This window comes from Terasakiella sp. 4MB5A, assembly GCF_050058155.1.
Classification (GTDB): domain Bacteria; phylum Pseudomonadota; class Alphaproteobacteria; order Rhodospirillales; family Terasakiellaceae; genus Terasakiella; species Terasakiella halodenitrificans.
Genome location: NZ_CP188815.1, coordinates 143,735 through 168,925, shown reverse-complemented (window position 1 = coordinate 168,925; position 25,191 = coordinate 143,735). Strand labels below are relative to the sequence as shown.

Below are 25,191 nucleotides of genomic sequence, written 5' to 3'. Positions count from 1 at the left end.
TCGATGTGACGGGGAGAAAATACATGACAGGGCAAACCACGCCCATATTGGAAGTCGATGACATTTCCTTGCGTTTCGGCGGTGTCCGTGCGCTCAGCAATGTCAGTTTCAATGTGAAAAAAGGTGAGCTGTTTTCCATCATCGGTCCGAACGGAGCGGGGAAAACATCGTTATTGAACTGTATTTCCGGGCGGTATTCACCGCAGGAAGGATCTATTAAATTTAAAGGTCAGGAAGTCACCAAGATGACCCCGAACCACCGTGCTGAACTGGGCATGGGGCGGACATTCCAAAACTTGGCGCTGTTTGCGCATATGTCTGTTTTGGATAACATCATGGTTGGTCGTCATCACCTGATGAAAAACAATTTCCTGTCGGGTGGGGTGTATTGGTTTGGTGGCGCGCAAAAAGAAGAATTGATCCATCGCCGCGAAGCCGAAGACATTATCGACTTTTTGGAAATCTCCCATATTCGTAAATCTGTTGCCGGTACATTGTCATATGGTCTGCGCAAACGTGTTGAGTTGGCGCGCGCCGTTGCCTTGCGTCCCGATTTGATTTTGCTGGATGAACCGATGGCCGGGATGAACCTGGAAGAGAAAGAAGATATGGCGCGCTATATCGTCGATCTCAACGAGGAATGGGGTATGACCGTTATCATGATCGAACATGATATGGGCGTTGTTATGGATATTTCCGAACGCGTCATGGTGTTGGATTTCGGTAAGAATATCGCCGAAGGTCTGCCGGATGAAATTATGAGCAACGATTACGTTAAGCGCGCTTACCTCGGTGAAGAAGACGACGCTGACGAAAATGCATCCGACGAGGTGGCATAAGATGAGCGAGCAGTATTGCGACATCAAAACGCATAATACTTTCCCCAAGATTTTGCGTTATAATGCACAGAACTGGCCGAATGAAATCGCCATGCGCGAAAAAGAATTCGGTATCTGGAACGAATATACATGGGCAGACTATCAGGAAGAAGTAAAGCTTCTGGCTGTGGGTATGCATGTGCTGGGTTGCGGCAAGGGCGACACGGTCGGTCTGCTGGGTAAAAACCGTCCCGAATGGGTATGGGGTGAGGTTGCTGCACAGGCAATCGGGTCCATGTCTATGGGGATTTATGAAGATTCATTGGGACCGGAAGCGTCCTATTTGATCAACTATGCCGAAACAAAAGTCGTTATCGCAGAAGACGAAGAGCAAGTAGATAAGCTGTTGGAACTGGAAGACGTAACGTCCATCAAGCATATCGTTTATTGCGACCCGCGCGGCATGCGGAAGTACGATGATCCGCGTTTGATTGATCATGATAAACTCAAAGAAATCGCAGCCGATGCTTTGAAAAAAAATCCCAAGCTTTATGACGAGCTGGTTGATCAGGGCAAAGATGACGATGTTGCTATTTTATGTACGACATCCGGGACAACATCCAACCCGAAACTGACCATGTTGCAGTCTGGGCCGTTTTTGGATCATTCGCTTGCTTATTTGCGTGCCGATGGTCGCCTGCCGGGTGATAATTATGTTTCCGTTCTGCCGTTACCATGGATCATGGAACAGGTTTATGTGGTTTCTCAGGCCTTGATTGCCCGGGTTATCGTGAACTTTGTGGAAGAGCCGGAAACCATGATGGCTGATTTGCGTGAAATTGGTCCGAGCTTTGTTCTACTGGCACCGCGTGTCTGGGAAAATATCGCGGCTGATGTACGTGCCCGTATGATGGATTCGACCAAATTCAAACAGAAAATGTTTGAATGGGGGATGAAGCTGGGGATCGAAGCGCTGGATCAGGGCCGTCGTTCCAAATTGGCTGATTTTATTTTGTTCCGTGCGTTGCGTGATCGTCTTGGTTTTACCAATCTACGTTCGGCAGCAACTGGCGGTGCGGCGATGGGGCCGGATACATTCCGCTTCTTCCTCGCAATGGGTGTGCCGTTGAAACAGCTGTACGGTCAAACAGAAATGGCGGGTGCTTATACCATTCACCGTGGCGATGATATCGATTTCGATTCAGTCGGTTTCCCGTTTGATAATGCAGAAATCAAAATCATCAACCCGGATGAAGAAGGTGTTGGTGAAATTGTTTCGCGCAATTCCGGTATGTTCCTCGGTTACTACAAAAACGAAGAAGCAACCAAGGAAGATGTCCGTGATGGTTGGATGCATACAGGGGATGCCGGTTACTTCAAGAAAGAAAACGGTCATCTGGTTGTGATTGACCGGATTAAAGATTTGGCGGAAACGTCAACCGGGATTCGTTTCTCCCCACAATTTATTGAGAATAAACTCAAGTTCTCTCCGTTTGTGGCAGAAGCCGTTATTCTGGGTAAGGATCGTCCGTATCTGTCGGCTATGATCTGTATCCGTTTCTCCATTGTTTCCAAATGGGCGGAACAAAATCAGATTACCTTTACCAACTATACAAACCTTTCTTCATTGCCACCGATTTATAAGGCTGTGAAAAAAGAGATTGAAAGAGTAAATGAGACGCTGCCTGAAGCGCAGCAAATCAAAAAATTCGTTCTACTTTACAAAGAGTTGGATGCCGATGACGGTGAATTGACCCGTACCCGTAAGGTACGTCGTAAAGTGGTTGCAGAAAAGTACGCAGATATTATCGATGCGATTTATGAAGATAAGCCGGAAGTGCATATCGACACGATGATCCAGTTCCAAGATGGATCCAAATCACGCATCGTCACCGACCTGGTTGTGGAAACAATGGACGGTGCATCAATTCAAACAAATAAAGCTGCGGCTGAATAAGGGAGGACGATAAATGAACTGGGATCTGCTTATCCAGCTGCTTATGAACGGGCTGATCATCGGCTGTTTATACGGCGTGGTCGCGATGTGCTTCGTTCTAATCTATAAATCGACACAAATTGTAAACTTTGCCCAAGGGGAATTTCTCTTGATCGGGGCGTGGGTCTGCTGGTGGTTCTTGACCACTTGGGAACTGCCGTTCATCGTGGGCTTCCTCTTTACATTGGGCTTTATGACCGTATTCGGGATTGCCTTGCAGGTGATTGTCCTGCGCCCGATGATTGGCGAGCCGATTATCTCTGTAATCATGGTGACCATCGGTCTGAGCCTGTTTTTCCAGGCAAGCATGAAATGGATGTTTGGTGTGAACGTTCAGCCGTTCCCGCGTGTATTTGATACGCAAACGGTTGAGTTCCTCGGCTTCCAAGTGCAAACGGCTTATATCATGAGCCTTGTGATATCACTCTTTATCATGATCGGTTTTGCATGGTTCTTTAAAACATCCAAACACGGTCTTGCCATGCGTGCGACAGCGTTTGACCAACAGGTTGCTCAATCTTTGGGTATTTCGGTTAAAAACGTATTTGCGATGGCTTGGGCAATTTCTGCGGTTGTTTCTGCGGTTGCCGGTGTGGTTATCGGGATTGTGAACGGTGTATCTGACACCTTGGCCTTCATCGGGATCAAAGTGTTCCCGGCGGTTATCCTCGGCGGTCTTGACTCCATTATCGGGGCAATCGTTGGTGGGATTATTATCGGTCTGTTGGAAAACTTTGCAGAATTTACCGATAGTCAATGGTTCCATGTGGGTAACCTGTACACGATCGCGCCGTTCTATGTATTGGTCATTATCTTGATGATTAAACCGTACGGCTTGTTTGGCACAAAAGATATTGAGCGAGTGTAATTAGATGGCTGGTTATAATATGATGCGTTGCGGGGAATTCCGCACGACTTACGAGAAAGACACAACCATCTTTCCGACCCCTATGTCCAAGAAGTTTGCTCTTCTGGGTGTGTTGCTGTGCGTTGTTGCGCCGTTGCAATTTGGTGAATTTTCACTAGTAAGCCCGACAATCCTGACCTTGATGATCCAAATCGGATATCTGTCGATCGGGGCTTTGGGGCTGAACATTCTGGTTGGTTTTACCGGTCAAATTTCATTGGGGCATGCCGCATTCTTCGGGTTCGGGGCATTTGCTTCGGCCTGGATGAACAATGATTTCTCTATTCCGGTCTTCTTCTCCATTCCGTTGGCAGGTGTGCTGACAATGGCGATCGGGATGTTGTTCGGGATGCCGGCAGCACGGATTAAAGGTCTGTACCTTGCGATTGCGACTTTGGCATCTCAGTTCATTCTGGAAGATTTCTTTGCCCGTGCCGATTGGTTCACAGGGGGGTCTGCCGGTGCTTTGGCAAATCCTTTTGAAATCTTTGGTTTCCAATTGTCCGGGGACCGTAGTTATTATTATGTCGTTCTGTTCTATATGATCGCCATGTACATTCTTGCAGCAAACCTGATGCGTTCACGTGATGGCCGTGCCTTTGTTGCGGTGCGTGATCACTATCTGTCTGCAGAAGTGATGGGCATTAATTTGACATGGTACCGTGTCTTGTCTTTCGGTATTTCTTCTTTCTATGCCGGGATCGCGGGTGCCTTATTCGCGCATTATCTGCAATATGTATCTGTAGAAAGTTTCAACCTGTTTCTTTCCATCCAATTTATCGGCATGATTATTATTGGGGGATTGGGCAGTGTGATGGGTTCCCTGATGGGAACAGCCTTCATGGTCTTATTGCCTGAAGTTATGCAAGGGGCGGCGGGTATTATTACCTCCACCGACTGGGGTAACATTCCGGCAATTACCGAAGGTATCAACTTTATGAAAGAGATGGTCATCGGTTTGGCAATCGTTCTGTTCCTTATCTTTGAACCGGACGGACTGGCACACCGCTGGCGGATGATTAAAGCTTATTGGAAGCTTTATCCCTTCTCTTACTAAGCTCGATAACGAGAAATCGTTACGTGAATACTGTGGGGCGATAAAAGCAAGACCAAACGCCCCGGATCACCTCTTCAGGAAGGTTAACTTAATAAAGGGAGACGCATTTCATGCGCAAATTACTTTCAGGCCTGTTGGCCACAACGACGGCGGTTGCTTTTGCCGGTTCTGCACTGGCAGCTGACAAAGTTTTGATTGCCAACTTGGCTGACTTGACAGGTCCGACCGCTTCTGTTTCCAAGCCGTTTACACAAGGCAAACAGGACGCAGCCGCATACTTGAACAAACACGGCGGTATTGCCGGTATGGAAATCGATCTGGACACAGTTGATTATGCATACGCAGCCCCGCGTGCGATTGCCCAGTACAAATCATGGAAATCTGCAGGCGTTAAGGTTATCCAAGGTTGGGGAACTGCGGATACAGAAGCTTTGGTTGGTTTCGTAAGCCGTGACAAAATCCCTTACTACTCTGCTTCTTATTCTGCTCACTTGCAGGATCCGACAGGTAAATCCGAGCATGTGAAGAAAGGCGCACCTTACAACTTCTTTGCAGGCCCGTCTTATTCTGATGGTGCGCGTGCTGTAATCCAGTGGGCGGCAGCTGATGCTAAAGAAAAAGGTGTTGCTAAGCCTAAGTTCGTTTACATGGGCGACAACCACCCTTATCCGAACGCTGCGAAAAAAGCGGCGAAAGGCTATGCAGAAGATCTTGGTTTCGAAGTTGGCAACGACATCATTTATTCAATGAAACCGGGTGATTTCAAAGCACAATGCCTGACATTGAAAGAGTCTGGTGCAAACTACGCTTACCTTGCCAATACTGGCGGTTCCGGTATTGCGCTTTTGAAAGCGTGTAAATCTGTAGGTGCTGGCGTTCAGTTTGTAACCAATGTTTGGGGTATGGATGAAAACGTAATGAAAGCTGCTGGTTCAGCTGCAAACGGCGTTGTCTTCCCGATGGGTGCAGCTGCGTTTGGTGCGGACGTACCGGGCATGAAACTGGTTAATGAAATCAATGCAGCCGGTTCAAATGCTGAACACCACCCTGTACACTATATGCGTGGCGTTTGTTCCTTCTTCTACATGAAAGAAGCAATGGAATGGGCTGCGGCAAATGGCGGCATCAACGGCGACAACATCAAAAAAGGCATGTACCAGACAGCAAACTGGGTACCGGCTGGTCTTGAAGGCGTTTGCCCGGCAGGTACTTGGACAGCGGAAGATCACCGTGGTCACATGGATGTTTATGTTTACCAAGCCGACGTTAAAGGCGACCCGGATCCGAGCAAGTCTGTTGCTGAGCTGTTGAAAGACGGCACAATCGGCATGACAAAATTGTTCGATGCGAAATTGGAGCGTAAGCCCGAGTGGCTTGGCCTCTAAGGTTCACCTTCCTGAGGTGTTGGAGTGTCCCCGGACAGGACGATTTGTCCGGGGCCTCCGATACCCTCGCTAAATTTAAATTATTCATTTATCCATTTTATAAAAACAAATCGCTCGAATTTTTCACGGGCAAGCAGGGAAAAAGGAAAAAACGATGGCAGAGGCAGCTATAGCAAATGACAATGCAGACCTGATGCTGAGTGTAAACAACATCGAAGTTGTTTATAACGAGGTTATTCTGGTACTGCGTGGTGTCTCTCTGGATGTACCGAAAGGCGCACTGGTGACTTTGTTGGGTCCAAACGGTGCAGGTAAATCAACCACATTGAAGGCTATTTCCGGTCTTTTGGGAACAGAAGACGGCGAAGTGACCCGTGGTGAAGTCATTTACAATGGTAAAAATGTTGCTAACGGCAGCCCGGATCAGATTGTCCGCGATGGGATCTTCCAAGTTATGGAAGGCCGCCGGATCATTGAAGATATGACGGTTATTGAGAACCTGCGTTTGGGTGCCTATACACGCAAAGACAGTAATGCCGAGATCAAAGCTGATATTGAAAAAGTTTTCCATTATTTCCCGCGTTTGAAAGAACGCACGGGTCTGGCAGGTTATTTGTCAGGTGGGGAACAACAGATGCTGGCGATTGGACGCGCGATTATGTCTAAGCCTGATATGATTTTGCTGGATGAACCGAGCATGGGTCTGTCACCTCTGTTGGTGAAAGAAGTGTTTGAAATTATCCGCACTTTGAACAAAGAGCTGGGCATTACCATGTTGCTGGTGGAACAAAACGCCAATATGGCACTGAAACACTGTGATTACGGGTATATTATGGAATCCGGTAAGGTCGTTCTGGATGGAACGCGTGAAGAATTGCTGAGTAACGAAGATGTTAAAGAATTTTATCTCGGCGGTGGCGGTGAAGAACGCAAATCCTTTAAGAATCTAAAATCCTATAAACGTCGTAAGCGTTGGCTGTAAATCAGACTCAGCACTCAGGCTAAAAAAAGATAACTACAGGGTAAAACCATGAGCGACCAACACTATTACGACAAACTGGAAACACGCGATCAGGCGCAGCGCGAAAAGGAACAGTTCGCCCAGCTTTCCACACAGCTTACCCACGCGAAAACCAATGCTTCTTTTTTTACGGATCTTTTAAAAGAAATTGATCCACAATCTGTCAATCGCGAGGTGCTGGCAACTATTCCGGTAACACGTAAATCTGATCTTGTGACGAAACAACGTGAATTGCCGCCGTTTGGGGGAATGACGGCACAAGCCAATGGTTTGATTGGTCGTTTGTTTCAATCCCCAGGGCCGATTTATGACCCGGAAGGTCGTCAGCCTGATTATTGGCGCACTGCACGTGCGTTTTATGCCGCTGGTTTTCGTGCAGGTGATGTGGTTTTGAATACATTATCTTACCATATGACACCAGGTGGTTTTATTGTGGAAGGTGGGGCACGTGCTTTGGGTTGTGCGGTCATTCCTGCGGGACCGGGCAATACGGAACAACAGCTTGAAATTTTGCGTGATTTAAAACCAAATGGATACTGCGGTACGCCGTCTTTTCTGCGTATTTTGCTGGAAAAATGTGATGGGGCGGGGATTGATACCAGCTTTATGAACAAAGCCTTGGTGACAGGCGAAGCCTTGCCGCCATCAGTACGCGATTGGTTTGAAGGACGCGGTATCAAGGTCGGTCAGGTTTATGCAACGGCAGATGTTGGTGCAATTGCCTATGAATCACCTGCACGTGAAGGCTTAATCGTTGATGAAGGCGTTTTGGTTGAAATCGTGCGTCCCGGTACCAATGATCCGGTTGCAGAAGGTGAAGTGGGCGAGGTGGTTGTTACAAATCTGACCTCGCAAGCATATCCGTTGATCCGTTTTGGGACAGGTGATTTGTCCGCTGTTTTGGCAGGTGAAAGTCCGTGTGGGCGTAAAAATATGCGCATTAAAGGCTGGATGGGTCGTGCCGATCAAACCACCAAAGTTAAGGGGATGTTTGTCCATCCGGGGCAGGTCAATCAGGTGGTTAAAAGTTTTGAGGAAATTCAAAAAGGCCGCCTGGTTGTGACAAATGCGGATAACCGCGACGCTATGACCCTGCAATGTGAAGTGGAGAATGGCACCGACGATTTGGCAAAAGCCATTGGGGAGACTGTGCAAACAATTTGTAAATTGCGCGGTGGTGTCGAATTTGTTGCACTGGGTAGCTTGGCCAATGACGGTAAAGTCATCGACGATATCCGCACCTATGAATAAAGAAATTTGATACGTGAAGAAAAAGCCCCTGAGGATATACGCTCAGGGGCTTTTTTTATGGGCTATTTCTTAGAGCAGTCTCTTTTAATATGAGTCATGTATCATGCTCTAAGCTATTGATTTTACGCAACTGCGTTGTTGCAATCTAAAGCAGATTGCTCGGGATTTGCTCTAGGATTTTTTCTTCCAATGGGTTGCGTATAAATCAAAACGTCGATCTTTCAGGTTCTGGACAGTTCCGCTATGGCGGGCTTGGCGTAAATCTTCCAGTCTGAGGTCGGCAAATGCGACCATTTCCACATTTGGTGTGGTATCGGCGGCAATCCCGTCACGATCAAAGGGGAAATCACAAGGGGTTAAAATACTGCTTTGGGCATACTGGATATCCATATTGGCAACATTGGGCAGGTTGCCGACGTTCCCGGCCATAGCCACAAAGCATTGGTTTTCAACGGCGCGCGCTTGTGAACAATAACGTACCCGCATATAGCTTTGACGCTCGTCCGTACAAAACGGCACAAATAAAATTTCTGCCCCTTGATCCACCAGATGACGGGCCAGTTCGGGAAATTCGCTATCATAGCAAATGAGAACACCGATCGGGCCGCAATCGGTCATAATGGTTTGCAGCTCGTTTCCGCCTTCAATGTTCCACCAATAGCGTTCATTTGGCGTGGGGTGGATTTTGGCTTGCTGATGGATAGATCCGTCGCGCAGGCAGACATAGCAGATATTAAGGATATTGCCGTTTTCATCACGGGTGGGGTGAGAGCCGCCAATAATATTGATGTTGTAGGAAACAGCGAGTTCTGAAAGCAGCTTCTTCAGGGGCTCAGTATATTTGGTGAGGGTTTCAATCGCGTTGGAAGCCGGAATTTCCTGGTTCTCAATTGACAGTAATTGCAAGGTAAACAGTTCGGGGAAGAGGACAAAATCCGCCTTGTAATCAGCAACGACATCGACGAAATATTCGACCTGAGTGGCGAATTCTTCAAAGGATGTCAGCTTGCGTTGTTGATATTGCACGATGGAAACACGAACCGTTTTAATCGTGCGCCCGCGTTGTTGGCTGGTTTTGTTAATCGGATCGTCAACATATTTAATATTGCGCCAAACCATATGAGAGGCATAACCCATCGATTCATGATCCAATGGGAAATATTTAGGCAAAACACCGATAGGTTCAAAACCGTTGCGCAGTTGAAATCCCAGTACGGGGTCACGCAATTTTTTGGACTGAACGAGTTCAATATATTTTTCGGCGCTACCGACTTTTTTCCAACGTTTAGCAAGGTTAGGTAGACGTCCGCCAAATACAATACCTTTCAGGCTGAGGTTCAGGCACAGGTTTTTACGCTCGTTATACAAACGTTGCCCGATACGATTACCATGCATGTCCGGGTCAACCTGAACTTCGATCCCGTACAACCACTCCCCTTCTGGATCATGACGTGAAGCATAGCCATTGCCGGTGATACTTCCCCAGTCATGTTTGGAAAAAGCCAATTCTTCAGATAAACGGCATGTTGTACAAAAACCAACAACAGTCTCTTCAAATAAAACAACGAATTGCCCTTCCGGGAATTTTTGTATTTGTGCTTTGATCTCTGCGGCAGAATAACACGGAATATCAGGATATATTTTTCTTGAAAGCGTTTGAATGGCTTCAATATCGCCATGTTGCGTATTGCGCACAATCAATTTGGGCTGAGCTTCTTTGTTTTTCTTTGTTGCAACCATAATCGGTTCCTATAGATGTCATGAAGAGAGAAAAATTCCGATCAACATTGGGTGGTTGAACCGATGTTGTCGGATTAACTTATTTCGGGCGCAGAGGTATGACCAATAAGCCGTGATTGCTAGAGTATGGCAGGGGTTTCAAAAGGCGCAAGTGGGATTATGAATAGATATAAAAAAAGCCCGGCGGTAATTGCCGGGCTTCCTTTTTTTTCAGCTTCTATGTTCAATTATTCGCGATTGCCCAAGAATGAGAGCAGGAACATGAACATGTTGATGAAGTCGAGATAGAGCGTCAAGGCACCCATAATGGCTTTTTTGCCAGCGATATCGGACGAATCGAGTTCGTTATAGATATCTTTGATGCGTTGTGTGTCATAGGCGGTGAGGCCTGCAAACAACAGAACACCAATGGCAGAGATCACCATGTGCATCATGGAGCTTTGCAAGAACAGGTTCACCAGTGAAGCCAAGATCAAGCCAACCACACCCATAAACAGGAATGTACCCATACCGGACAGGTCACGCTTGGTTGTGTAACCATAAAGGCTGAGTGAACCGAAAGAAACGGCTGTCACAAAGAAGGTCCGCGCAATGCTTGTTCCGGTGTAAGCCAGAAAGATGTAGGATAGCGACAGACCCATAAGGCAGGCAAAAGCCCAGAAGGTCATTTGTGCGGCCTGATTTGACATTTTATGGATGCGTGCGCTTAGGAAAAAGACGAAGCCAAGCGGCGCCAGCATCACAACCCATTTCAGCGGAGTACCATGAACGGTTTGCATCAGGGGTGCAGATGTAGAGGCCAGCATGGCCACAATACCGGTTAAGGCAAGGGCCGCAGCCATATAGTTATAGACACCTAGCATATATTTGCGTAGGCCCACGTCATATTGTGAAACGCGTGCTTCAGCTTGTGACATGGTTTGACGGTCATTACCGAATTGCATTTGAATCCTCGTTGGAGCTATTAAGACTCAATCAAAATGAATTTGTTACCACTTAATATGTCACGAAATTCCCGCAATGCAAGGGAAACCGGATAATATTGCACCGATTTCCTATTCATTGCGCAAGTGGGGTGCGGCCTTTTCGCTTAAGGCGTTCCATGTGCCGATAAATCCAGCCGTGATGGTTAAAATCAGGCAGATGCCCAAGGTGAGAACCACGCCTTGAGGATGAAAGCGCCAATTCATATCCATCAAAAAGGTGATGACACCCCAGGCAGCCAGACTTCCGACAACGGCACTGATGACACCGGTGACAAGACCAAGGACGCTATATTCGATTAAATAGGCCTGTAGCATTTTTATCCGTGTTGCCCCGAGTACCTTGAAGACAACAGCTTCGTAAATGCGTTGCTGGCGACCCGATGCCATTGCACCGGCCAAGACAAGGGCACCGGCCATAACGGTCAGGCTGGCGGCAACGCCAATGGCACTGGAAATACCGTCCATGATATTGCGTGCGGAATTAAGCGCTTCTTCTACCCGAATGATGGAAACATTGGGAAAGTCGCGTGCGAGTTTCTGTTCAATATCAGGGGCTGCCTGATTATTGGCATGAATGGCGGCGATATGGGAATGTGGGGCGTATTCCAACAGGCCGGGGGACATGATAATGGCAAAATCAAAACGCAAGGATTTCCAGTTAATCTCGCGCAAAGACGTGATTTCAGCCGTTACATTACGTCCCAGAACATTCACGGTCAGACTGTCACCGATATCTACCCCAAACCCGTTGGCGAGGCCTGCATCCAGCGATATTTGCGGGGCACCCTGATAATCGGCAGGCCACCATTTGCCTTTGATTATTTTGGATCCTTCAGCAGGTTCACGGGCATAGGTCAACGCGCGATCTCCGCGTACAGCCCATTGGGATTGACTGTCGATATTAACCTTATCCACATCGACACCGTCAATCTGCGTGATACGTCCGCGCAAAGACGGCACCCGTTTATACTGTGCGGTTCCGTTGATGGTTTGCAGGGCCTGATCGAAGGCTTCGGCCTGATCACTTTGAATATCGATAAAAAAGAAGGTTGGTGCCTGTTTGGGGAGTTCGTCACTGATTTGTCCGCGCAGGTTCTGATCGATCTGGGTGACGGCGACCAGAACAGACAGACCAAGCCCGAGGGAGAGAATAACAGCAGGGGCGGTGGTACCGGGACGGTGCAGGGCGGCAATAGCAAGGCGCATGCCGGTATGGCCCAGATGTGGGGCCTTTTTCGCCAACGTACCTGTGAGGCGTCCGGCAAGTTTCAAGATTAAAAGAACCAATGCAGCCACAACGACAAACACAATCGCAAAATCAAGGCGATGCGCGGTTATGAGTGTTAATAAAATTAATAATCCGGCTGCACTATAAGAATATATTTTGTATTTACGGGCAGGCTCCGCGGTGATCGGTGTGACTTTATCGCGAAAAAGTGCACTGGCCGCGACATTTTGCACCCGACCCAAGGGCCAGAAAGCAAAGGCCATGACGGTTAAAATACCAAAGGCCGTTGCACTGAGTAAGGCACCGGGGTAAATGGTTCCATGCGGCACAACAGGAAACAGACTGGACCCGATCTGTGCCGCGATTAACGGGGCGGCCCCACCCAAAATCAGACCGACTGAGATCCCGATTAAAGAGATCAGGGTGATTTGAACCAGATAGGTACGGAAAATAATATCGCTGGAGGCCCCAAGGCATTTAAAGGTCGCGATGGTGGCGGTTTTGCCATTCAGGTAATCACGCACCCCCGCACTGACACCAACCCCGCCGATCAATAAGGTGGTAAAGCCAACGAAACTGAGGAAAAGGGCAAGGCGATTGATGAAGTTTTCCACACCGGGGGCCGCATTATCGGGGGTGCGGATACGCCATCCGGCTTCGGGGAAAGCTTCTTTTAGTTTCTCTTCAAAACCGTTAGCCTGATTTTGATTGTCCAGCAACAGGCGGTAATGGTGGCGCACAACGCTGCCGGGCTGCAACAGTTTGGTTTGATCCAAAGTTTGCTGTGAAATGAGAACACGCGGCCCAAAATTGATAACCGAAGCAATGCGGTCCGGTTCTTTTTTCAACACATCGGCAATAAACAGGGTGGCTTCCCCCAGTTTTATTGTGTCACCGACGTTGATTTGCAAACGATTAAGAACTTCCTGATCCACTACCGCTTGTGCGGAATTCATGGCACTTGTAAAGGGGCTAGCCCCGTTGGTTTGGACATTACCGACCAGAGGATAGAGCATATCAACGGCCTTGAGTTCCACCAACAGGCGTTTATCATTGCCTTGGGCCATGGCGCGTAGTTCGCTGACGTGGGAAAGCTTGCCAAAACTGGTCAGATAATCGCGTTGGTCTTCATCAATGATGCGACCGGATAGCCGCAGGTCCACATCACCCCCCAGTAAAATTTTACCATCGCGCGCCAATCCATCGGAAATGGATAGGTTCAGGGAGGAAACAGCAGAAATTGTTGCCACACCCAAAATCAGGCAGGCAAGGAAAATGCGAAACCCTTTGGTGCCACTGCGCAGTTCGCGCCGGGCCAGACGAAAGGCATGGGTCCAATTGGTCATTGGGCAACGGCCTTTTGTGTCTGGGTATTTTCGACAATCAAGCCGTCCTTGACCCGGACAATCCGGTCGCACTTATCGGCCAGTTTGGGGTCGTGGGTAATCAGCAACAGTGTGTTTTTTTGCGCTTTATGGCGACCTAATAGCAGGTCCATAATTTTTTTTCCGGTATCGCCATCAAGATTACCGGTCGGTTCATCAGCCAGTAACAAAGCAGGATTTGTCGCACAAGCACGTGCAAGGGCAACGCGTTGTTGTTCCCCGCCGGACAACTGAGAGGGATAATGATCTATTCGGTGGGACAGCCCGACGGCTTCAAGCTGTTGGCGGGCCACATCAAATGGATTGGCGATATCTGCAAATTCCAAGGGGATAGCGACATTTTCCAAGGCGGTCATGGTCGGAACCAGATGAAAATCTTGAAAGACAATGCCGATTTGATCGCGTCGAAACAGGGCAAATCGATCTTCATTAAAGCTGGTGACATCGTTACCGGCAATTTCAATTTTGCCGGAGGTTGCGCGCTCCAATCCTGCAACCACCATCATCAAGGAGGATTTGCCAGACCCGCTGGGACCGACAATGGCAACGGTTTCACCTTGGTTGATTTCCAAATCAATTCCCCGCAGGATATTGACGTGACCGGCCTGACTGGCCAGTTTAAGATGAATGTCGGTTAAACGTAGCGCGGGAGTTTTGTCCATGAAACAGGGCCTATTTTCAATAAAAACAGTTCTTATCAGATTTGTCTTGATCTTTGGCCTTGTCAATATGGTGTCTGTTCCTGCATGGGCGGATGAGTTTAAAATTCTGGCACTGGGCGACAGTTTGACGGCGGGCTATGGGCTGGATCAAAATCAGGGGTTTACGGTTCAACTGCAACAATCACTTAATCATAATTTCCCGGACCGAGATATCAAAGTGATGAATGGCGGGGTGTCGGGGGATACGACCAAAGGCGGTCTGGCGCGTCTTAACTGGGCCATGGTCGATAATCCCGATATGGTGATTGTGGAGCTGGGGGCAAATGATGGTTTGCGTGGTCTGGATCCAAAACTGACAGAAAAAAATCTTGATGGCATTCTACAGAACTTAAAAGAGCGCGAGGTGAAAATTTTATTGACCGGTATGCTGGCACCGCCCAATTTGGGGCCGGATTATGGGCAGGAATTCAATTCAATTTATCCCCGTCTTGCCAAAAAGTATGAGGTCGCCCTATATCCCTTTTTTCTTGAAGGGGTTGCCGGGATTGCCGATCTGAATCAGGAGGACGGCATTCATCCAAATGCAGACGGCGTTGCGATTATTGTAGAACGTCTCCTTCCCCATATCAAAAAGGTAATGAATTAATGGAATATAGAAAACTGGGACGCACCGATATTGACGTCAGCCTTGTTTGTCTGGGCACAATGACGTGGGGCGAACAAAATAGCGAAGCCGAAGGCCATGAACAGATGGATTACGCCGTTTCACGCGGGGTAAACTTCTTTGACGTGGCGGAAATGTATCCCATCAGCCCACGCAAGGAAACCTATGCCGATACCGAACGGGTGATCGGCACTTGGTTTGAAAAAAGTGGCAAGCGTAACGAGATCGTGCTGGCAACCAAGGTGATTGGACCGGGTGGGTTTAAATATATCCGCAATGATGCCAAACGTTTGACGGAGGTCGAAGTTTTAGCTGCCTGTGATCAAAGCTTGCAACGTCTGAAAACGGATTATATCGATCTTTATCAAATCCACTGGCCATCGCGTCCGGTAAATTGTTTTGGGCAGTTGGATTTTCCCAACAATGCGGATTATTCGGATGCGGTCGCGATTGAGGAAACCTTGTCCGCCCTTGCGAAATTGGTGGAACAAGGCAAGGTGCGCCATATTGGTGTATCCAACGAAACACCGTGGGGTGTGGCACAATATCTGGCATTGGCGGAGAAAAACGGCTGGCCAAGGATAGCATCTATCCAAAACCCCTATAACCTGCTCAACCGTTCTTTTGAAATTGGCTTGTCCGAATTTGCGGTGCGTGAACAGGTTGGCTTGCTGGGGTATTCGCCCTTGGGATGTGGAACGCTGAGTGGCAAGTACTTAAATGGTGCAGAACCACAAGGTGCCCGTCTAACTCTTTGGCCGGATCGTTATTCACGCTATACCAAACCGCGTGGTCTGGACGCGACGCAAGGATATGCAGAGGTGGCCCAAAAACACGGTTTGGATTTTAGCCAAATGTCACTGGCCTTTTTGAAATCGAAGAACTTTGTTACGGCGTCGATTATTGGGGCGACAACGATGGAACAGTTGAAAAGCAATATTGATGCCTATGAACTGACGTTATCTGACGATGTACTGGCCGATATTGATGCGGTTCACAGAAGCTTCCCTAATCCGGCTCCGTAAATAGGAAGGGGCAGGACATGAGATTATTTATCGCAGTGGAACTGCCTTCAGATGTTTGTGATGCGGTTGTCACCCTGTGCACAGGATTAAAAGATGTGCGCTGGGTGGCCCCGCGCAATATGCATTTAACCTTGGCTTTTCTAGGGGAACTGGACAGTGTGCAGGGGGCAGACCTTCATGCAGCCCTGAACACATTGCGTTTTGACCCGTTTGATTTGCAATTGGCAGGCGTCGATTGTTTTGAAAGCCGAGGCAAGGTCCGGGTGTTGTGGACGGGTGTTGATGGGGGTCGGGTGGCCCTGTGTCATTTGCAGCATAAAATCATGACAGCATTGGAACGCGCAGGGCTGGAACCGGAACGACGTAAATTTAAACCCCATGTCACGTTGTCTTATCTTAATCGTTTTCCTAAAGAGAAGCTTCTGGATTACATCAGCGAGAACAACCGTTTTAAAATGGAAAGTTTTAAGGTTTCTCATTTTTCCCTGTTTCAGTCTCATTTGACACAACATGGGGCAGAATATGAAGTTCTGGAACGATATGGTTCTATTGATAAAAATTGATCAGGTTGGGCAGGGCGAACATTTCGCGAAACGAGATTTTAACCCCGGCTAAATCCAGCATTTCCGCATGTCCCGGCCCGGCATGGGAAGCCCCGGCGAAACCAAAGACGGTCATGCCGGCTTTCAAGGCTCCTTTGACGCCCACAGGGCTGTCTTCGATAACAAGGCAGCGGTCCGGGGCAACCCCCATTTTTTGTGCCGCAAACAGGAACAAATCAGGGGCAGGTTTGCCGCGTGCGACCATTTCAGCAGAAAAAATGTTCGGCGCAAAATGATCATAGATTGTTGCCAATTTTAATGAATGGGTGATTTTTTCCATAGACCCGCTGGAGGCAACACAGACCGGAATGTTTAAAAGTTCCAGTGTTTCTTCGATACCGGAAACGGGACGCAAGCGTTGTTCAAAAATATCACGATCTTGTTTGCGCACGTTTTCTTCAAAATCATCAGGAAGTTCAATCCCTGTGCTTTGAAAGACCAGTTCTTTGACCCGTTTCAGACTGGACCCAGTGAAACGATCCCGGCATTCACGCGGTGGAATGTCAATATTATGGTGGGCAAGTTCTTCGGATAAAACGTCTGATGCGAGAAGTTCGCTGTCAACAAGGACGCCGTCGCAGTCAAATATAATCAGGTCGAAGGGAGTGCTGCTCATGGTTCGAAAGGGTCTTTTTGCAGGTTTTCGCCACAATGTGGACAGTGGGCATAAAAATGAAGTTTGCCTTTTACGCTATGATGTAAAATATTGCGAGCTTCTTCCACAGATATACCTAAATCTTCTTGAATTTTGCGTAGCTGTTCGGCTTCGCCGTGGGTCAAGACACCATCGGACAGGGCATCATTGACCTGATCACGATATTTTTCACGTCGAATATGTAATTGTTCAGAAAAAGCCGAGGCCAGAATACCAGCAGGCAAGGCCACCATGCCAATCCCAATCACGGAAATTATTGCGCCAAACAATTTGCCCATAGGGGTAATGGGATAAGCATCGCCAAATCCCACTGTGGTTAAGGTAATTACTGCCCACCACATGGAATTGGGGATGTTGGAAAAGACGTCCGGCTGAGCCTTATGTTCAAACAGGAAAATCATGGACGCGGAAAAAATCATCAATAAAAGCAGAACGAACAGAGCCGCGCCAAATGCGCGGGCTTCTTGGCGTAAAACGGTTAACATGATGGACATGGCAGATGAATAACGTGTCAGTTTAAAGATCCGTAATAACCGCAGGACACGCATAAAACGCAAGTCCAGTGTCATGAGGAAACTGAGATAAAACGGCAAAATTGCTAGAATATCAACCAGTGCATTCAAGGTGAAAAGATAACGCACACGTCCCCAAACCGGGTGTGAAAATTTGGGGTCCGGGCTTTCAACAACGGTCCAGATACGCATGAAAAGTTCAATGGTGAAAATAAAAACGCTGAAACGGTCAAAATATTCAAATTCCAGAACCCAGTCTTTGTGAATGCTTGCAACAGATTCTAGAATAACGGCAAGGACATTGAGCGAAATTAAACAAATAATAAAGATATCGAACGCACGGGAAATGACATCATTTTGACTGCCAACTTCCATAATTTCGAAAATACGGTTGCGTCTGGTTTGGTTGTGACCTTGTGCTTTAAAACTGGGTTCCAGAGGGGCGACGGCATCTAATATATCGTTCTCACGTCGTCCGACGGATTTGTTTTGATCCTGAACGGGAGATTTGCGCCGATCCGCCCCCACTCGTCTGTCAAAGTCAGTCATACCCTTGCCCTGTCTTTATATATTTAGAAGGTAAGGGTAGGATAAAAAAATGAAAGAAGCGTTATTGTCAGGTTAAACAGCCACAGTTTTCTTCAACCTTCTTATCGCTTGGACAACGACTACCGGCTAAGGTGACGATGGATAAAAGGCTACAGGCCGCTGCACTCCATAATCCGATTTCACTGTAGCCGGTTTTTTCCATCGCAATTCCGGCCAAGACAGGGCCAATGATTTGTCCGACACCATAGGAAACTACCAAGATACCGATAAGGGCCGATGGGTTATGTGGTGATAACTTACCGCCAAGGGCCAGAACCACTGTGACGATCCCCATGAAACAGGCGCCAAACAGGAAGCCACCAATTAATGCGCTGGCGGTTGAAGGCCATATCACAGGCAGGGCGCATCCGATAGCCTGCAATAGATAAGCCATCGTCAGGGCGCGGAAATCGCCAAGTTTAACTGCACTGCGCATCCAGAAATAACAAGATGGTGCCAAGGCAACGCCGAGTAAAATCCAGGCGAGGTTTCGACTGTCTGACAAGGAAGGACTTTGTGCCATAATGGAAATGATAAAGGTTGTTCCAATAGAGAATGTCGCCCCGGCAAAGCCATAGGAAATGAGTAAAAATAAAATGGGTTTGGAACGCATGCTGACCGCATCGGCATGTGCGGATGGGGCCGTATTCAAGTTATCGACGTTCATCCAGAAGAGGGCAGGCAGGGCAAGCAGTAAACCGATGCCACCAACAAGCAACCAGCCTTGATCCCAGCCCATAATCGGTTCGACCAAGGTCAAAACGGTCCCGCTGAGAACAACCCCTAATCCCACACCACTAAAATGAATGCCGATAAAATCGGGACGGTGGCGTTGTTTCAGGTGGTCCAAAATAATCGCTGTCCCAATGACCATACCTGCTGCACTGGTCAATCCGCCGAAATAGCGCAAGACAGACCAGATGATAACATGATCACTAAGGGCCATTGCAGCGGTGGTCAGGACGGCAAAGACAATACCAAGGCGAAAATAGAATAGTTTTTTTAAAGGATCGCGCAAACGGCTGGCAAATAAAGCACCGCTGAGATATCCGGCATAGTTGGAGGCGGCAAGAAATCCGGCCCCATCATCACCTAATCCGGTGGCAGCCTGCATCGCGGGCAGTAATGGCGTTAAGGCAAAGCGGGCAATCCCCATGACGAGAATTAACGACGAGATACCGGCACAAAGCAATTTCCAGGTTGCCAGACGTTGGGACATGATGTGTTACCACCCAATTTATTTTTTTGTTTGATTGACGAACAAAGTGTAGGGGAAATAAAAAATCATTACAAATGATTTGTTTTGATGTTATCATTCATAAAAAGTGATAACAGGATATTCCCATGGAAATTTCAGCCCTGAAAGTCTTTGTCGCGGTTGCAGAAAATGCCAGTGTCTCGGTGGCAGCACAGCACTTACATTGTGTGCAATCCAATGTGACGGCGCGCATTAAAAAATTGGAAGAAGAACTTGGCGTTAGTTTGTTTTTACGTAAAAGCCGAGGGATGGAACTCAGTAGTCAGGGGCGTGTTTTACTGGATTATGCTTATCGGTTACTGGACATGGAACGTCAAGCTAGCCGGGCGGTTCGGGCCAGTTTGGAAGACGGCGGGACCTTGTCGTTGGGATCAATGGAAACGGCAATGGCGGTTCGTTTGCCCAGCCTGTTAAAGGAATTTCATAAACGACAACCGCGTACGCAATTGTCGGTTTGCACCGGAACAACAGACGAAATGATTGCGCAGGTTCTTAATCATCAACTGGATTGTGCAATCGTCGGGAGTTCGGTGCAAAGTGACGAGATTGTCCAGTATCCTTTTTTTACAGAACGTTTGGTTCTGGTGAGTGCTTCTGGCAGCGCTTCGGATAATACGCTTTTGGTTTATCGACAAGGATGTGCCTATCGTGCGCGCGCCGAAGAATGGCTGCGACGCGAAGGACGCTTGCCTTATAAAGTGATGGAATTTGGCACGCAGGAAGGCATCATCGGCTGTGTGTCTGCCGGTTTGGGAATTACGCTTATGCCTGAAGAAGTCGCCCGTAATTTATCAAGCGATATTTCAATTACACCGGTGCCGGATGATATTGCGGTGGTGCAAACTTATCTGATCTGCAATAAATCCACCATTCAGACAAAACCGATGAAAACCTTGCTGGAACTGGCAACGCAATGTTCAGAGGTTGAAGCAGCTTAAGCCATCATGCGCTTGGGTAAGGTGGTATCGCTGAAAACAGGCAGGCGGCGGGCATCAAATAGTTGATAGTGCCACCACTCATTGCGGAAGAAATCCCATCCGGCAGTGGTCATAATTCCCATTAACAGGCAGCGGTTTTTTTGTGCCTCAATGGAAATTTCCATATTACCGTGGTGTGATAATGGCGTGAAGGCATCAAAACCTGTGCCCATATCCAAATCGATTCCATTTTTATCTGTCAGGGTCAAATCAATGGCTGCGCCCCGTGAATGGGGGGAACCACGACGCGGGTCTGCCAAAAACTCCGGGTCCGGTGTGTGGTTCCACAAGGTCCATTGGGCTTCAGACGGACGAAAGGCATCAAAAATGCGAAAGCGATAGCCAAACGGTTTGGCAAGGATAATGGCATTGCGCAGTAGTTCTTCGGCTTCTTCATGTAGATAGCAATGCGGGGCTGAATAAACGGGCGCATCAGTAAAATTATCGGTGGTGGCGTATTTTATATCGAGAATGACGTCGTGTGTTTCTTCGGTAATTTCAATAAGGGCCATATTGCCAACCTTGAAGGTTAAATGGTTTTCACAGTATAAGAAGCCGAAGATCTTTGAAAAAGGTAAGAGCACCCATGAAAATTTTAGCCATGGATACGGCAGCGGCGTCTTGTTCGGTTGCGATTTGGCAGGATAATAATGTTACTCATTCTATTTTGCAAGAAATGACACGCGGGCATGCCAGTGAACTTTTGCCTATGATTTCTGAGTTGTTGGATGAAGCAGGATTAAGTATCGCAGAACTGGATGCGTTGGCGGTAACTGTTGGGCCGGGGGCGTTTACGGGATTGCGTATTGGATTGGCAGCGGCGCGTGGATTTGGTGTTGCCAGTGGTTTGCCTGTTATTGGTGTGACAACGCTGGAAGCCCTGGCTTTCGGTGCTGGCAAACAGGGTTGCCCGGTTTTATGTGCCTTGGATGCCAAACGTGCTGATCTATATTGCCAATTGTTTGATGGAGATGGTCAACCTAGTACAGAGGCACAGGCCTTATTGCCGGAAAATGTCGTTCAAATCCTGCCAGATGATTGTACACAGGTGGTGGTCTGTGGTGATTCCTTTCACCGACTGAAAGATTTGTTGGAAGCGCGTGGGGTAGAAGCTGTCTGTAGTCCTGTTATTTTACCCGAAGCCCGTTATGTCGTGCAAATCGCGGCGGCTAAAGGATTACCAGATGCGGATCAAGCCCGTCCGTCTGCTTTTTATATTCGTCCGCCGGATGCGGCCTTACCCAAAAACGGCGGGCGCTTGCGTCCATGAACATATGTGAATTAGGATTAAGTCATTGTGCGGTAATTGCTCGTTTACACGAGGAAAGCTTTTCAGAAAACTGGTCAATACAGGCTTTTGCTGATTTGGTCGGTTTACCGGCAACGTTTGGATTTTTGGCTTTTGATCGCGATAGCGACGATCCTTTGGGGTTTATCCTGTGTCAGGGTGATAACATAGAAGCTGAAATCATCACGATTGCAACCCGGCCAGCGGCACGTCGACAAGGGGTCGCCAGAGCATTGTTAAAGGCAGCTTGTATAAAAAGTGCACGTATGTTTTTAGAAGTTGCAACAGACAATCTATCGGCAATTTCTTTTTATGAAAAACACGGTTTTGCCAAAATTGGCCTGCGAAAAAATTATTATAAACGCCCCAACGGCAAGGTTGTTGATGCTTTGGTTTATGAGTTTACGGCTTAGCCTGACGGCTCAGGATTGTGGCAATTGTCGTGAGTAAATGATCAATATCGAACGGTTTTGCGATATAGGCTTGGAAACCGGCTTGCAGGGCAAGTTGTCTTTGATTTTTGGCTCGATTGGCGGATAGGGCAATAACCGGTATATCACGGGTTACATCATCATTTTTCAAAACTTGCAGACTGCTGAATCCATCCATGCCTGGCAGGTTTAGATCCATCAAAATAATATCGGGCAGTTCTTCATAGGCAAGATTTATACCTTCTTCACCTGTGCGTGTGTTTAAAAACTCTACTGTATCGTAATGACGGAATGTATTATTTAATAGACTACAGTTGCTTTCGTTATCATCAATATACAGAATACGCCATGACCCGGCAGGTAAGATCGGGAAAACCTGTGTGCCGTTTACAGAATCTTCAACCGAGATACAGACAGGGATTTCAATGCTAAAGGTTGACCCTTGATTGAGGACACTTTCGACGTAAATGTGCCCGTTCATGGTTTCGATCAATTTTTTGGTGATGGAAAGACCAATGCCGGTCCCTTCAATGTCGCCGCTTTCATGTCCCAGGCGGTTGAACGGTAGAAAGACTTGATCAAGGTTGCTTTGTGCAATGCCGGCACCAGTATCAGTTATTGATAATTTGATATAAGGGCCATTGATTTCGCCACTTAATGTAATTTGTCCACCTTTAACATTATATTTCAGTGCGTTGGATAATAAGTTCATCAACACTTGTTTGAAACGTACAAAGTCGGCAAAGGCGAGAGGAAGGTCTTTGGAGGTGACATTGTCACAAATACGAATTTTACGTTTCTGCGCCTGCGGTGTAACGAGGGTCAAGCAATCCTGAACGGCTTTTTTAACGTCGATGGGTTCTAAAGACAGGGAGAACCCTTGTGTTTCAATGCGAGAAAGATCCAGAATATCATTGATAAGAGAGAGAAGATGCTGCCCTGCATTATGGATTTGTTTGACTTTTTCGCTTTGGCCGGGGCTTAAAGGATCGCGATTTCCTAGATTTAGTAATTGGGAAAATCCGATAATGCTATTTAATGGCGTGCGGAGTTCATGGCTCATCGAAGATAGGAACTCAGACTTTGCATGGTTGGCTTGTTCGGCTTCTTTTTTGGCTTGCAAAAGTTCTTGGGCGTTTTTCTTTTCATGACTTAAGTCGCGACAAATGGCGCTGAAAAGGACACGGTCTTCCATATGAGTTTGGCTGACGGCTAGATGCAGTGGAAAAAGATTACCGTTCTTGTGTTTTGCAATAACTTCACGACCCAGCCCTAAAACGGTTGCTTTCCCTGTTTTCAAGAGATTTGCGACATAATTGTCGTGTTTTTCTCCATCGTTATCCGGCATAAGTATTGCGATATTCTCACCGATGACTTCATCAGGTGCATAACCGAATATATGTTGAGCGGACTCGTTGAAGGTATCAATGATACCGTTTTTGTCGATAACGATAATGCCATCAGCCGCATTCTCCACGATCATGCGCAGGCGTTCTTCTTTTTCTTTTAATTCTTTTGTACGTTCTGCAACCCGTTGTTCAAGATCGTGGTTTAATTCGCGTACTTCCTGTTCAGCGTTTAATGTTTCCTGTAAACCTGTGTGGATTTTTCGTCCACCAAAACCAATTAAAAATAAACCGATAAGCCAGACACTTCCATGCGTGGCATAAAGAACCTGTTCTTGTGCTGCTTGATGTTTAAGGTAGGATTTCATAGGGATAGCGACACTGACACCACCGCGAATATCGCCTTCGCGAAAGCCGAGATGACCGTGGCACTTTTCACATCCCTTGGTCATGATCATGGGACGCATCAGGCGCAGGAAAGGTTCCCCGTCTATTTCGGTTAATTCGTTGGCTTCTTCCACGCCGTCATCAATAAAGGATTTTAAGGCTTTGGTTTCCCATGTGTCCGGTGCATTTTCGGGACGAAGTAAGACCAATCCGGTGATGTGACCTCGGGTTCCATATAGATCGTTATAATTATCCATAAGCTGGCGGACCATATAGGCCGGGTTCATCAAGGTCAGCTTTTTACCCGATGGTGTTTCAATGTCGCGCTCAGGGATATGGGCCAGATAAGGAGAGGGCGGTGTGTGGTCGCTAATAGGAACATAAATGCCGCCATGACGGGTGCCCCACAGTCGAAAACCCATGTCTTTGTTATACATCGCAAGGGCTTCTTTGCGAGCAAGGTTCATGACTTCTTCTTCCGCCTTGTGTGTATTCCAGGCCAAAGATGCAGCAACGACGATTGTCCATAAACCAGCGAACAGAACGATCAGGGGAAGGATCGCGCGCGCTTTGTCGTGTTTATCCGGTTTTTGAGCGTCCATTGATCCAGCGCTTTATGTTTTGTTTTTCTACAGTAAATATAGCAAATAGAATTATTGTTGAACAGAAGGTAAGCGATTTACTGCTTTTGAATAAGTAGTTTGTATGTTTTCTGATCGTTTTGAAGGGTAATATTCAAAACCTTATGTCCAAGTTCTTCTGCAGACAAGGGAACGTTTTTCAAAGGTTCCCCTTCATTTAATAAAACTTCGAGAATTTGCCCAGATTTCATTTTTTCAATTTTTAATTTTGTTTTTACGAATGTCATGGGACATGTATCTGAAGTAATATCTATAGACTCATCGACTTGAATTTCTTGGTCATTATTACTGTTTATTAGCATTTTATACTTGTAACCCCTTTTATGATTTGAATATAAGACCTATATAAAAATGACCAAACATAATAATTGGAGTTGGTTT

General features: G+C 47.3%; 23 protein-coding genes. 13 read left to right on the top strand and 10 right to left on the bottom strand.

Annotated features, from left to right (window positions below):
* Positions 1–23: 23 nt before the first annotated feature.
* The 7 genes from ACI0FF_RS00805 to ACI0FF_RS00775 all read left to right on the top strand — a co-directional run bounded on the left by ACI0FF_RS00805 (position 24) and on the right by ACI0FF_RS00775 (position 8,435).
* A complete protein-coding gene (locus ACI0FF_RS00805; protein WP_419798267.1) occupies positions 24–839 on the top strand; it encodes an ABC transporter ATP-binding protein in 816 nt (271 codons plus the stop codon).
* A 1-nt stretch (position 840) separates the two neighbouring features.
* Positions 841–2,775: a long-chain fatty acid--CoA ligase gene (locus ACI0FF_RS00800; protein ID WP_419798266.1), complete on the top strand. Its 1,935-nt coding sequence runs from the start codon at positions 841–843 to the stop codon at positions 2,773–2,775.
* A 13-nt stretch (positions 2,776–2,788) separates the two neighbouring features.
* A complete protein-coding gene (locus ACI0FF_RS00795) occupies positions 2,789–3,682 on the top strand; it encodes a branched-chain amino acid ABC transporter permease (protein ID WP_417819435.1) in 894 nt (297 codons plus the stop codon).
* A gap of 4 nt (positions 3,683–3,686) precedes the next feature.
* On the top strand, positions 3,687–4,778 hold the full coding sequence (locus ACI0FF_RS00790; RefSeq protein ID WP_419798265.1) for a branched-chain amino acid ABC transporter permease: 1,092 nt from the start codon (positions 3,687–3,689) through the stop codon (positions 4,776–4,778).
* 110 nt (positions 4,779–4,888) lie between these two features.
* Entirely contained in the window at positions 4,889–6,163 is a 1,275-nt protein-coding gene (locus ACI0FF_RS00785) for an ABC transporter substrate-binding protein (RefSeq protein ID WP_419798264.1), read from the top strand.
* Positions 6,164–6,317: 154 nt separating this feature from the next.
* Positions 6,318–7,145 carry an ABC transporter ATP-binding protein gene (locus tag ACI0FF_RS00780; protein ID WP_188660906.1) on the top strand — a complete coding sequence of 276 codons (828 nt, stop codon included), beginning with the start codon at positions 6,318–6,320 and terminating at the stop codon, positions 7,143–7,145.
* A gap of 48 nt (positions 7,146–7,193) precedes the next feature.
* Positions 7,194–8,435, top strand: coding sequence for a phenylacetate--CoA ligase family protein (locus ACI0FF_RS00775; protein ID WP_419798263.1), 1,242 nt, complete (start codon positions 7,194–7,196; stop codon positions 8,433–8,435).
* Between the two features lie 171 nt (positions 8,436–8,606).
* Here the strand turns inward: ACI0FF_RS00775 and ACI0FF_RS00770 are convergent, their stop codons facing one another.
* From ACI0FF_RS00770 to ACI0FF_RS00755, 4 genes are all read right to left on the bottom strand, one after another.
* The gene (locus tag ACI0FF_RS00770) at positions 8,607–10,175 is read right to left on the bottom strand and encodes a carbon-nitrogen hydrolase family protein (RefSeq protein ID WP_419798262.1); all 1,569 of its coding nucleotides are present in this window, start codon (positions 10,173–10,175) and stop codon (positions 8,607–8,609) included.
* Between the two features lie 227 nt (positions 10,176–10,402).
* Positions 10,403–11,119: a Bax inhibitor-1/YccA family protein gene (locus tag ACI0FF_RS00765; RefSeq protein WP_419798261.1), complete on the bottom strand. Its 717-nt coding sequence runs from the start codon at positions 11,117–11,119 to the stop codon at positions 10,403–10,405.
* Between the two features lie 111 nt (positions 11,120–11,230).
* The gene (locus tag ACI0FF_RS00760; protein ID WP_419798260.1) at positions 11,231–13,735 is read right to left on the bottom strand and encodes an ABC transporter permease; all 2,505 of its coding nucleotides are present in this window, start codon (positions 13,733–13,735) and stop codon (positions 11,231–11,233) included.
* Positions 13,732–14,436, bottom strand: coding sequence for an ABC transporter ATP-binding protein (locus tag ACI0FF_RS00755; protein WP_419798259.1), 705 nt, complete (start codon positions 14,434–14,436; stop codon positions 13,732–13,734). The genes ACI0FF_RS00760 and ACI0FF_RS00755 overlap by 4 nt, the downstream gene beginning before the upstream one ends.
* On the opposite strand from ACI0FF_RS00755, the gene ACI0FF_RS00750 reads away from it, so the two are divergent.
* Genes ACI0FF_RS00750 through thpR form a run of 3 tightly spaced genes read left to right on the top strand, consistent with a single transcriptional unit; the run spans position 14,435 to position 16,688 of the window.
* Positions 14,435–15,082, top strand: coding sequence for an arylesterase (locus ACI0FF_RS00750; protein ID WP_419798258.1), 648 nt, complete (start codon positions 14,435–14,437; stop codon positions 15,080–15,082). The two genes, ACI0FF_RS00755 and ACI0FF_RS00750, sit on opposite strands and share 2 nt — an antisense overlap.
* A complete protein-coding gene (locus tag ACI0FF_RS00745) occupies positions 15,082–16,125 on the top strand; it encodes an NADP(H)-dependent aldo-keto reductase (RefSeq protein WP_419798257.1) in 1,044 nt (347 codons plus the stop codon). Before ACI0FF_RS00750 ends, ACI0FF_RS00745 begins: the two co-directional genes overlap by 1 nt.
* 17 nt (positions 16,126–16,142) lie before the next feature.
* Complete coding sequence (thpR, locus tag ACI0FF_RS00740) at positions 16,143–16,688, top strand: RNA 2',3'-cyclic phosphodiesterase (RefSeq protein WP_419798256.1); 546 nt, start codon at positions 16,143–16,145, stop codon at positions 16,686–16,688.
* Here thpR and ACI0FF_RS00735 read toward each other — a convergent pair.
* The 3 genes from ACI0FF_RS00735 to ACI0FF_RS00725 all read right to left on the bottom strand — a co-directional run bounded on the left by ACI0FF_RS00735 (position 16,672) and on the right by ACI0FF_RS00725 (position 19,701).
* Positions 16,672–17,343, bottom strand: coding sequence for an HAD family hydrolase (locus ACI0FF_RS00735; RefSeq protein WP_419798255.1), 672 nt, complete (start codon positions 17,341–17,343; stop codon positions 16,672–16,674). The two genes, thpR and ACI0FF_RS00735, sit on opposite strands and share 17 nt — an antisense overlap.
* Complete coding sequence (locus ACI0FF_RS00730; protein ID WP_419798254.1) at positions 17,340–18,443, bottom strand: ion transporter; 1,104 nt, start codon at positions 18,441–18,443, stop codon at positions 17,340–17,342. Before ACI0FF_RS00730 ends, ACI0FF_RS00735 begins: the two co-directional genes overlap by 4 nt.
* A gap of 67 nt (positions 18,444–18,510) precedes the next feature.
* Positions 18,511–19,701, bottom strand: coding sequence for a YbfB/YjiJ family MFS transporter (locus tag ACI0FF_RS00725; protein WP_419798253.1), 1,191 nt, complete (start codon positions 19,699–19,701; stop codon positions 18,511–18,513).
* Between the two features lie 125 nt (positions 19,702–19,826).
* On the opposite strand from ACI0FF_RS00725, the gene ACI0FF_RS00720 reads away from it, so the two are divergent.
* On the top strand, positions 19,827–20,678 hold the full coding sequence (locus ACI0FF_RS00720) for a LysR substrate-binding domain-containing protein (RefSeq protein ID WP_419798252.1): 852 nt from the start codon (positions 19,827–19,829) through the stop codon (positions 20,676–20,678).
* Here ACI0FF_RS00720 and ddpX read toward each other — a convergent pair.
* On the bottom strand, positions 20,675–21,229 hold the full coding sequence (gene ddpX / locus ACI0FF_RS00715) for a D-alanyl-D-alanine dipeptidase (protein WP_419798251.1): 555 nt from the start codon (positions 21,227–21,229) through the stop codon (positions 20,675–20,677). The two genes, ACI0FF_RS00720 and ddpX, sit on opposite strands and share 4 nt — an antisense overlap.
* A gap of 74 nt (positions 21,230–21,303) precedes the next feature.
* Here ddpX and tsaB point away from each other — a divergent pair, with 74 nt between their 5' ends.
* A complete protein-coding gene (gene tsaB / locus ACI0FF_RS00710) occupies positions 21,304–21,987 on the top strand; it encodes a tRNA (adenosine(37)-N6)-threonylcarbamoyltransferase complex dimerization subunit type 1 TsaB (RefSeq protein ID WP_419798250.1) in 684 nt (227 codons plus the stop codon).
* Positions 21,984–22,418 carry a GNAT family N-acetyltransferase gene (locus ACI0FF_RS00705; protein WP_419798249.1) on the top strand — a complete coding sequence of 145 codons (435 nt, stop codon included), beginning with the start codon at positions 21,984–21,986 and terminating at the stop codon, positions 22,416–22,418. Before tsaB ends, ACI0FF_RS00705 begins: the two co-directional genes overlap by 4 nt.
* Here the strand turns inward: ACI0FF_RS00705 and ACI0FF_RS00700 are convergent.
* On the bottom strand, positions 22,408–24,771 hold the full coding sequence (locus ACI0FF_RS00700) for a PAS domain S-box protein (protein WP_419798248.1): 2,364 nt from the start codon (positions 24,769–24,771) through the stop codon (positions 22,408–22,410). The two genes, ACI0FF_RS00705 and ACI0FF_RS00700, sit on opposite strands and share 11 nt — an antisense overlap.
* A 77-nt stretch (positions 24,772–24,848) precedes the next feature.
* Entirely contained in the window at positions 24,849–25,112 is a 264-nt protein-coding gene (locus ACI0FF_RS00695) for a sulfurtransferase TusA family protein (RefSeq protein WP_419798247.1), read from the bottom strand.
* Positions 25,113–25,191 lie beyond the last annotated feature (79 nt).

Coding starts and splice junctions, on each gene's coding strand:
- ACI0FF_RS00805 (WP_419798267.1), top strand. CDS start 24: ATGACAGGGCAAACCACGCCCATATTGGAAGTCGATGACATTTCCTTG.
- ACI0FF_RS00800 (WP_419798266.1), top strand. CDS start 841: ATGAGCGAGCAGTATTGCGACATCAAAACGCATAATACTTTCCCCAAG.
- ACI0FF_RS00795 (WP_417819435.1), top strand. CDS start 2,789: ATGAACTGGGATCTGCTTATCCAGCTGCTTATGAACGGGCTGATCATC.
- ACI0FF_RS00790 (WP_419798265.1), top strand. CDS start 3,687: ATGGCTGGTTATAATATGATGCGTTGCGGGGAATTCCGCACGACTTAC.
- ACI0FF_RS00785 (WP_419798264.1), top strand. CDS start 4,889: ATGCGCAAATTACTTTCAGGCCTGTTGGCCACAACGACGGCGGTTGCT.
- ACI0FF_RS00780 (WP_188660906.1), top strand. CDS start 6,318: ATGGCAGAGGCAGCTATAGCAAATGACAATGCAGACCTGATGCTGAGT.
- ACI0FF_RS00775 (WP_419798263.1), top strand. CDS start 7,194: ATGAGCGACCAACACTATTACGACAAACTGGAAACACGCGATCAGGCG.
- ACI0FF_RS00770 (WP_419798262.1), bottom strand. CDS start 10,175: ATGGTTGCAACAAAGAAAAACAAAGAAGCTCAGCCCAAATTGATTGTG.
- ACI0FF_RS00765 (WP_419798261.1), bottom strand. CDS start 11,119: ATGCAATTCGGTAATGACCGTCAAACCATGTCACAAGCTGAAGCACGC.
- ACI0FF_RS00760 (WP_419798260.1), bottom strand. CDS start 13,735: ATGACCAATTGGACCCATGCCTTTCGTCTGGCCCGGCGCGAACTGCGC.
- ACI0FF_RS00750 (WP_419798258.1), top strand. CDS start 14,435: ATGAAACAGGGCCTATTTTCAATAAAAACAGTTCTTATCAGATTTGTC.
- ACI0FF_RS00755 (WP_419798259.1), bottom strand. CDS start 14,436: ATGGACAAAACTCCCGCGCTACGTTTAACCGACATTCATCTTAAACTG.
- ACI0FF_RS00745 (WP_419798257.1), top strand. CDS start 15,082: ATGGAATATAGAAAACTGGGACGCACCGATATTGACGTCAGCCTTGTT.
- thpR (WP_419798256.1), top strand. CDS start 16,143: ATGAGATTATTTATCGCAGTGGAACTGCCTTCAGATGTTTGTGATGCG.
- ACI0FF_RS00735 (WP_419798255.1), bottom strand. CDS start 17,343: ATGAGCAGCACTCCCTTCGACCTGATTATATTTGACTGCGACGGCGTC.
- ACI0FF_RS00730 (WP_419798254.1), bottom strand. CDS start 18,443: ATGACTGACTTTGACAGACGAGTGGGGGCGGATCGGCGCAAATCTCCC.
- ACI0FF_RS00725 (WP_419798253.1), bottom strand. CDS start 19,701: ATGTCCCAACGTCTGGCAACCTGGAAATTGCTTTGTGCCGGTATCTCG.
- ACI0FF_RS00720 (WP_419798252.1), top strand. CDS start 19,827: ATGGAAATTTCAGCCCTGAAAGTCTTTGTCGCGGTTGCAGAAAATGCC.
- ddpX (WP_419798251.1), bottom strand. CDS start 21,229: ATGGCCCTTATTGAAATTACCGAAGAAACACACGACGTCATTCTCGAT.
- tsaB (WP_419798250.1), top strand. CDS start 21,304: ATGAAAATTTTAGCCATGGATACGGCAGCGGCGTCTTGTTCGGTTGCG.
- ACI0FF_RS00705 (WP_419798249.1), top strand. CDS start 21,984: ATGAACATATGTGAATTAGGATTAAGTCATTGTGCGGTAATTGCTCGT.
- ACI0FF_RS00700 (WP_419798248.1), bottom strand. CDS start 24,771: ATGGACGCTCAAAAACCGGATAAACACGACAAAGCGCGCGCGATCCTT.
- ACI0FF_RS00695 (WP_419798247.1), bottom strand. CDS start 25,112: ATGCTAATAAACAGTAATAATGACCAAGAAATTCAAGTCGATGAGTCT.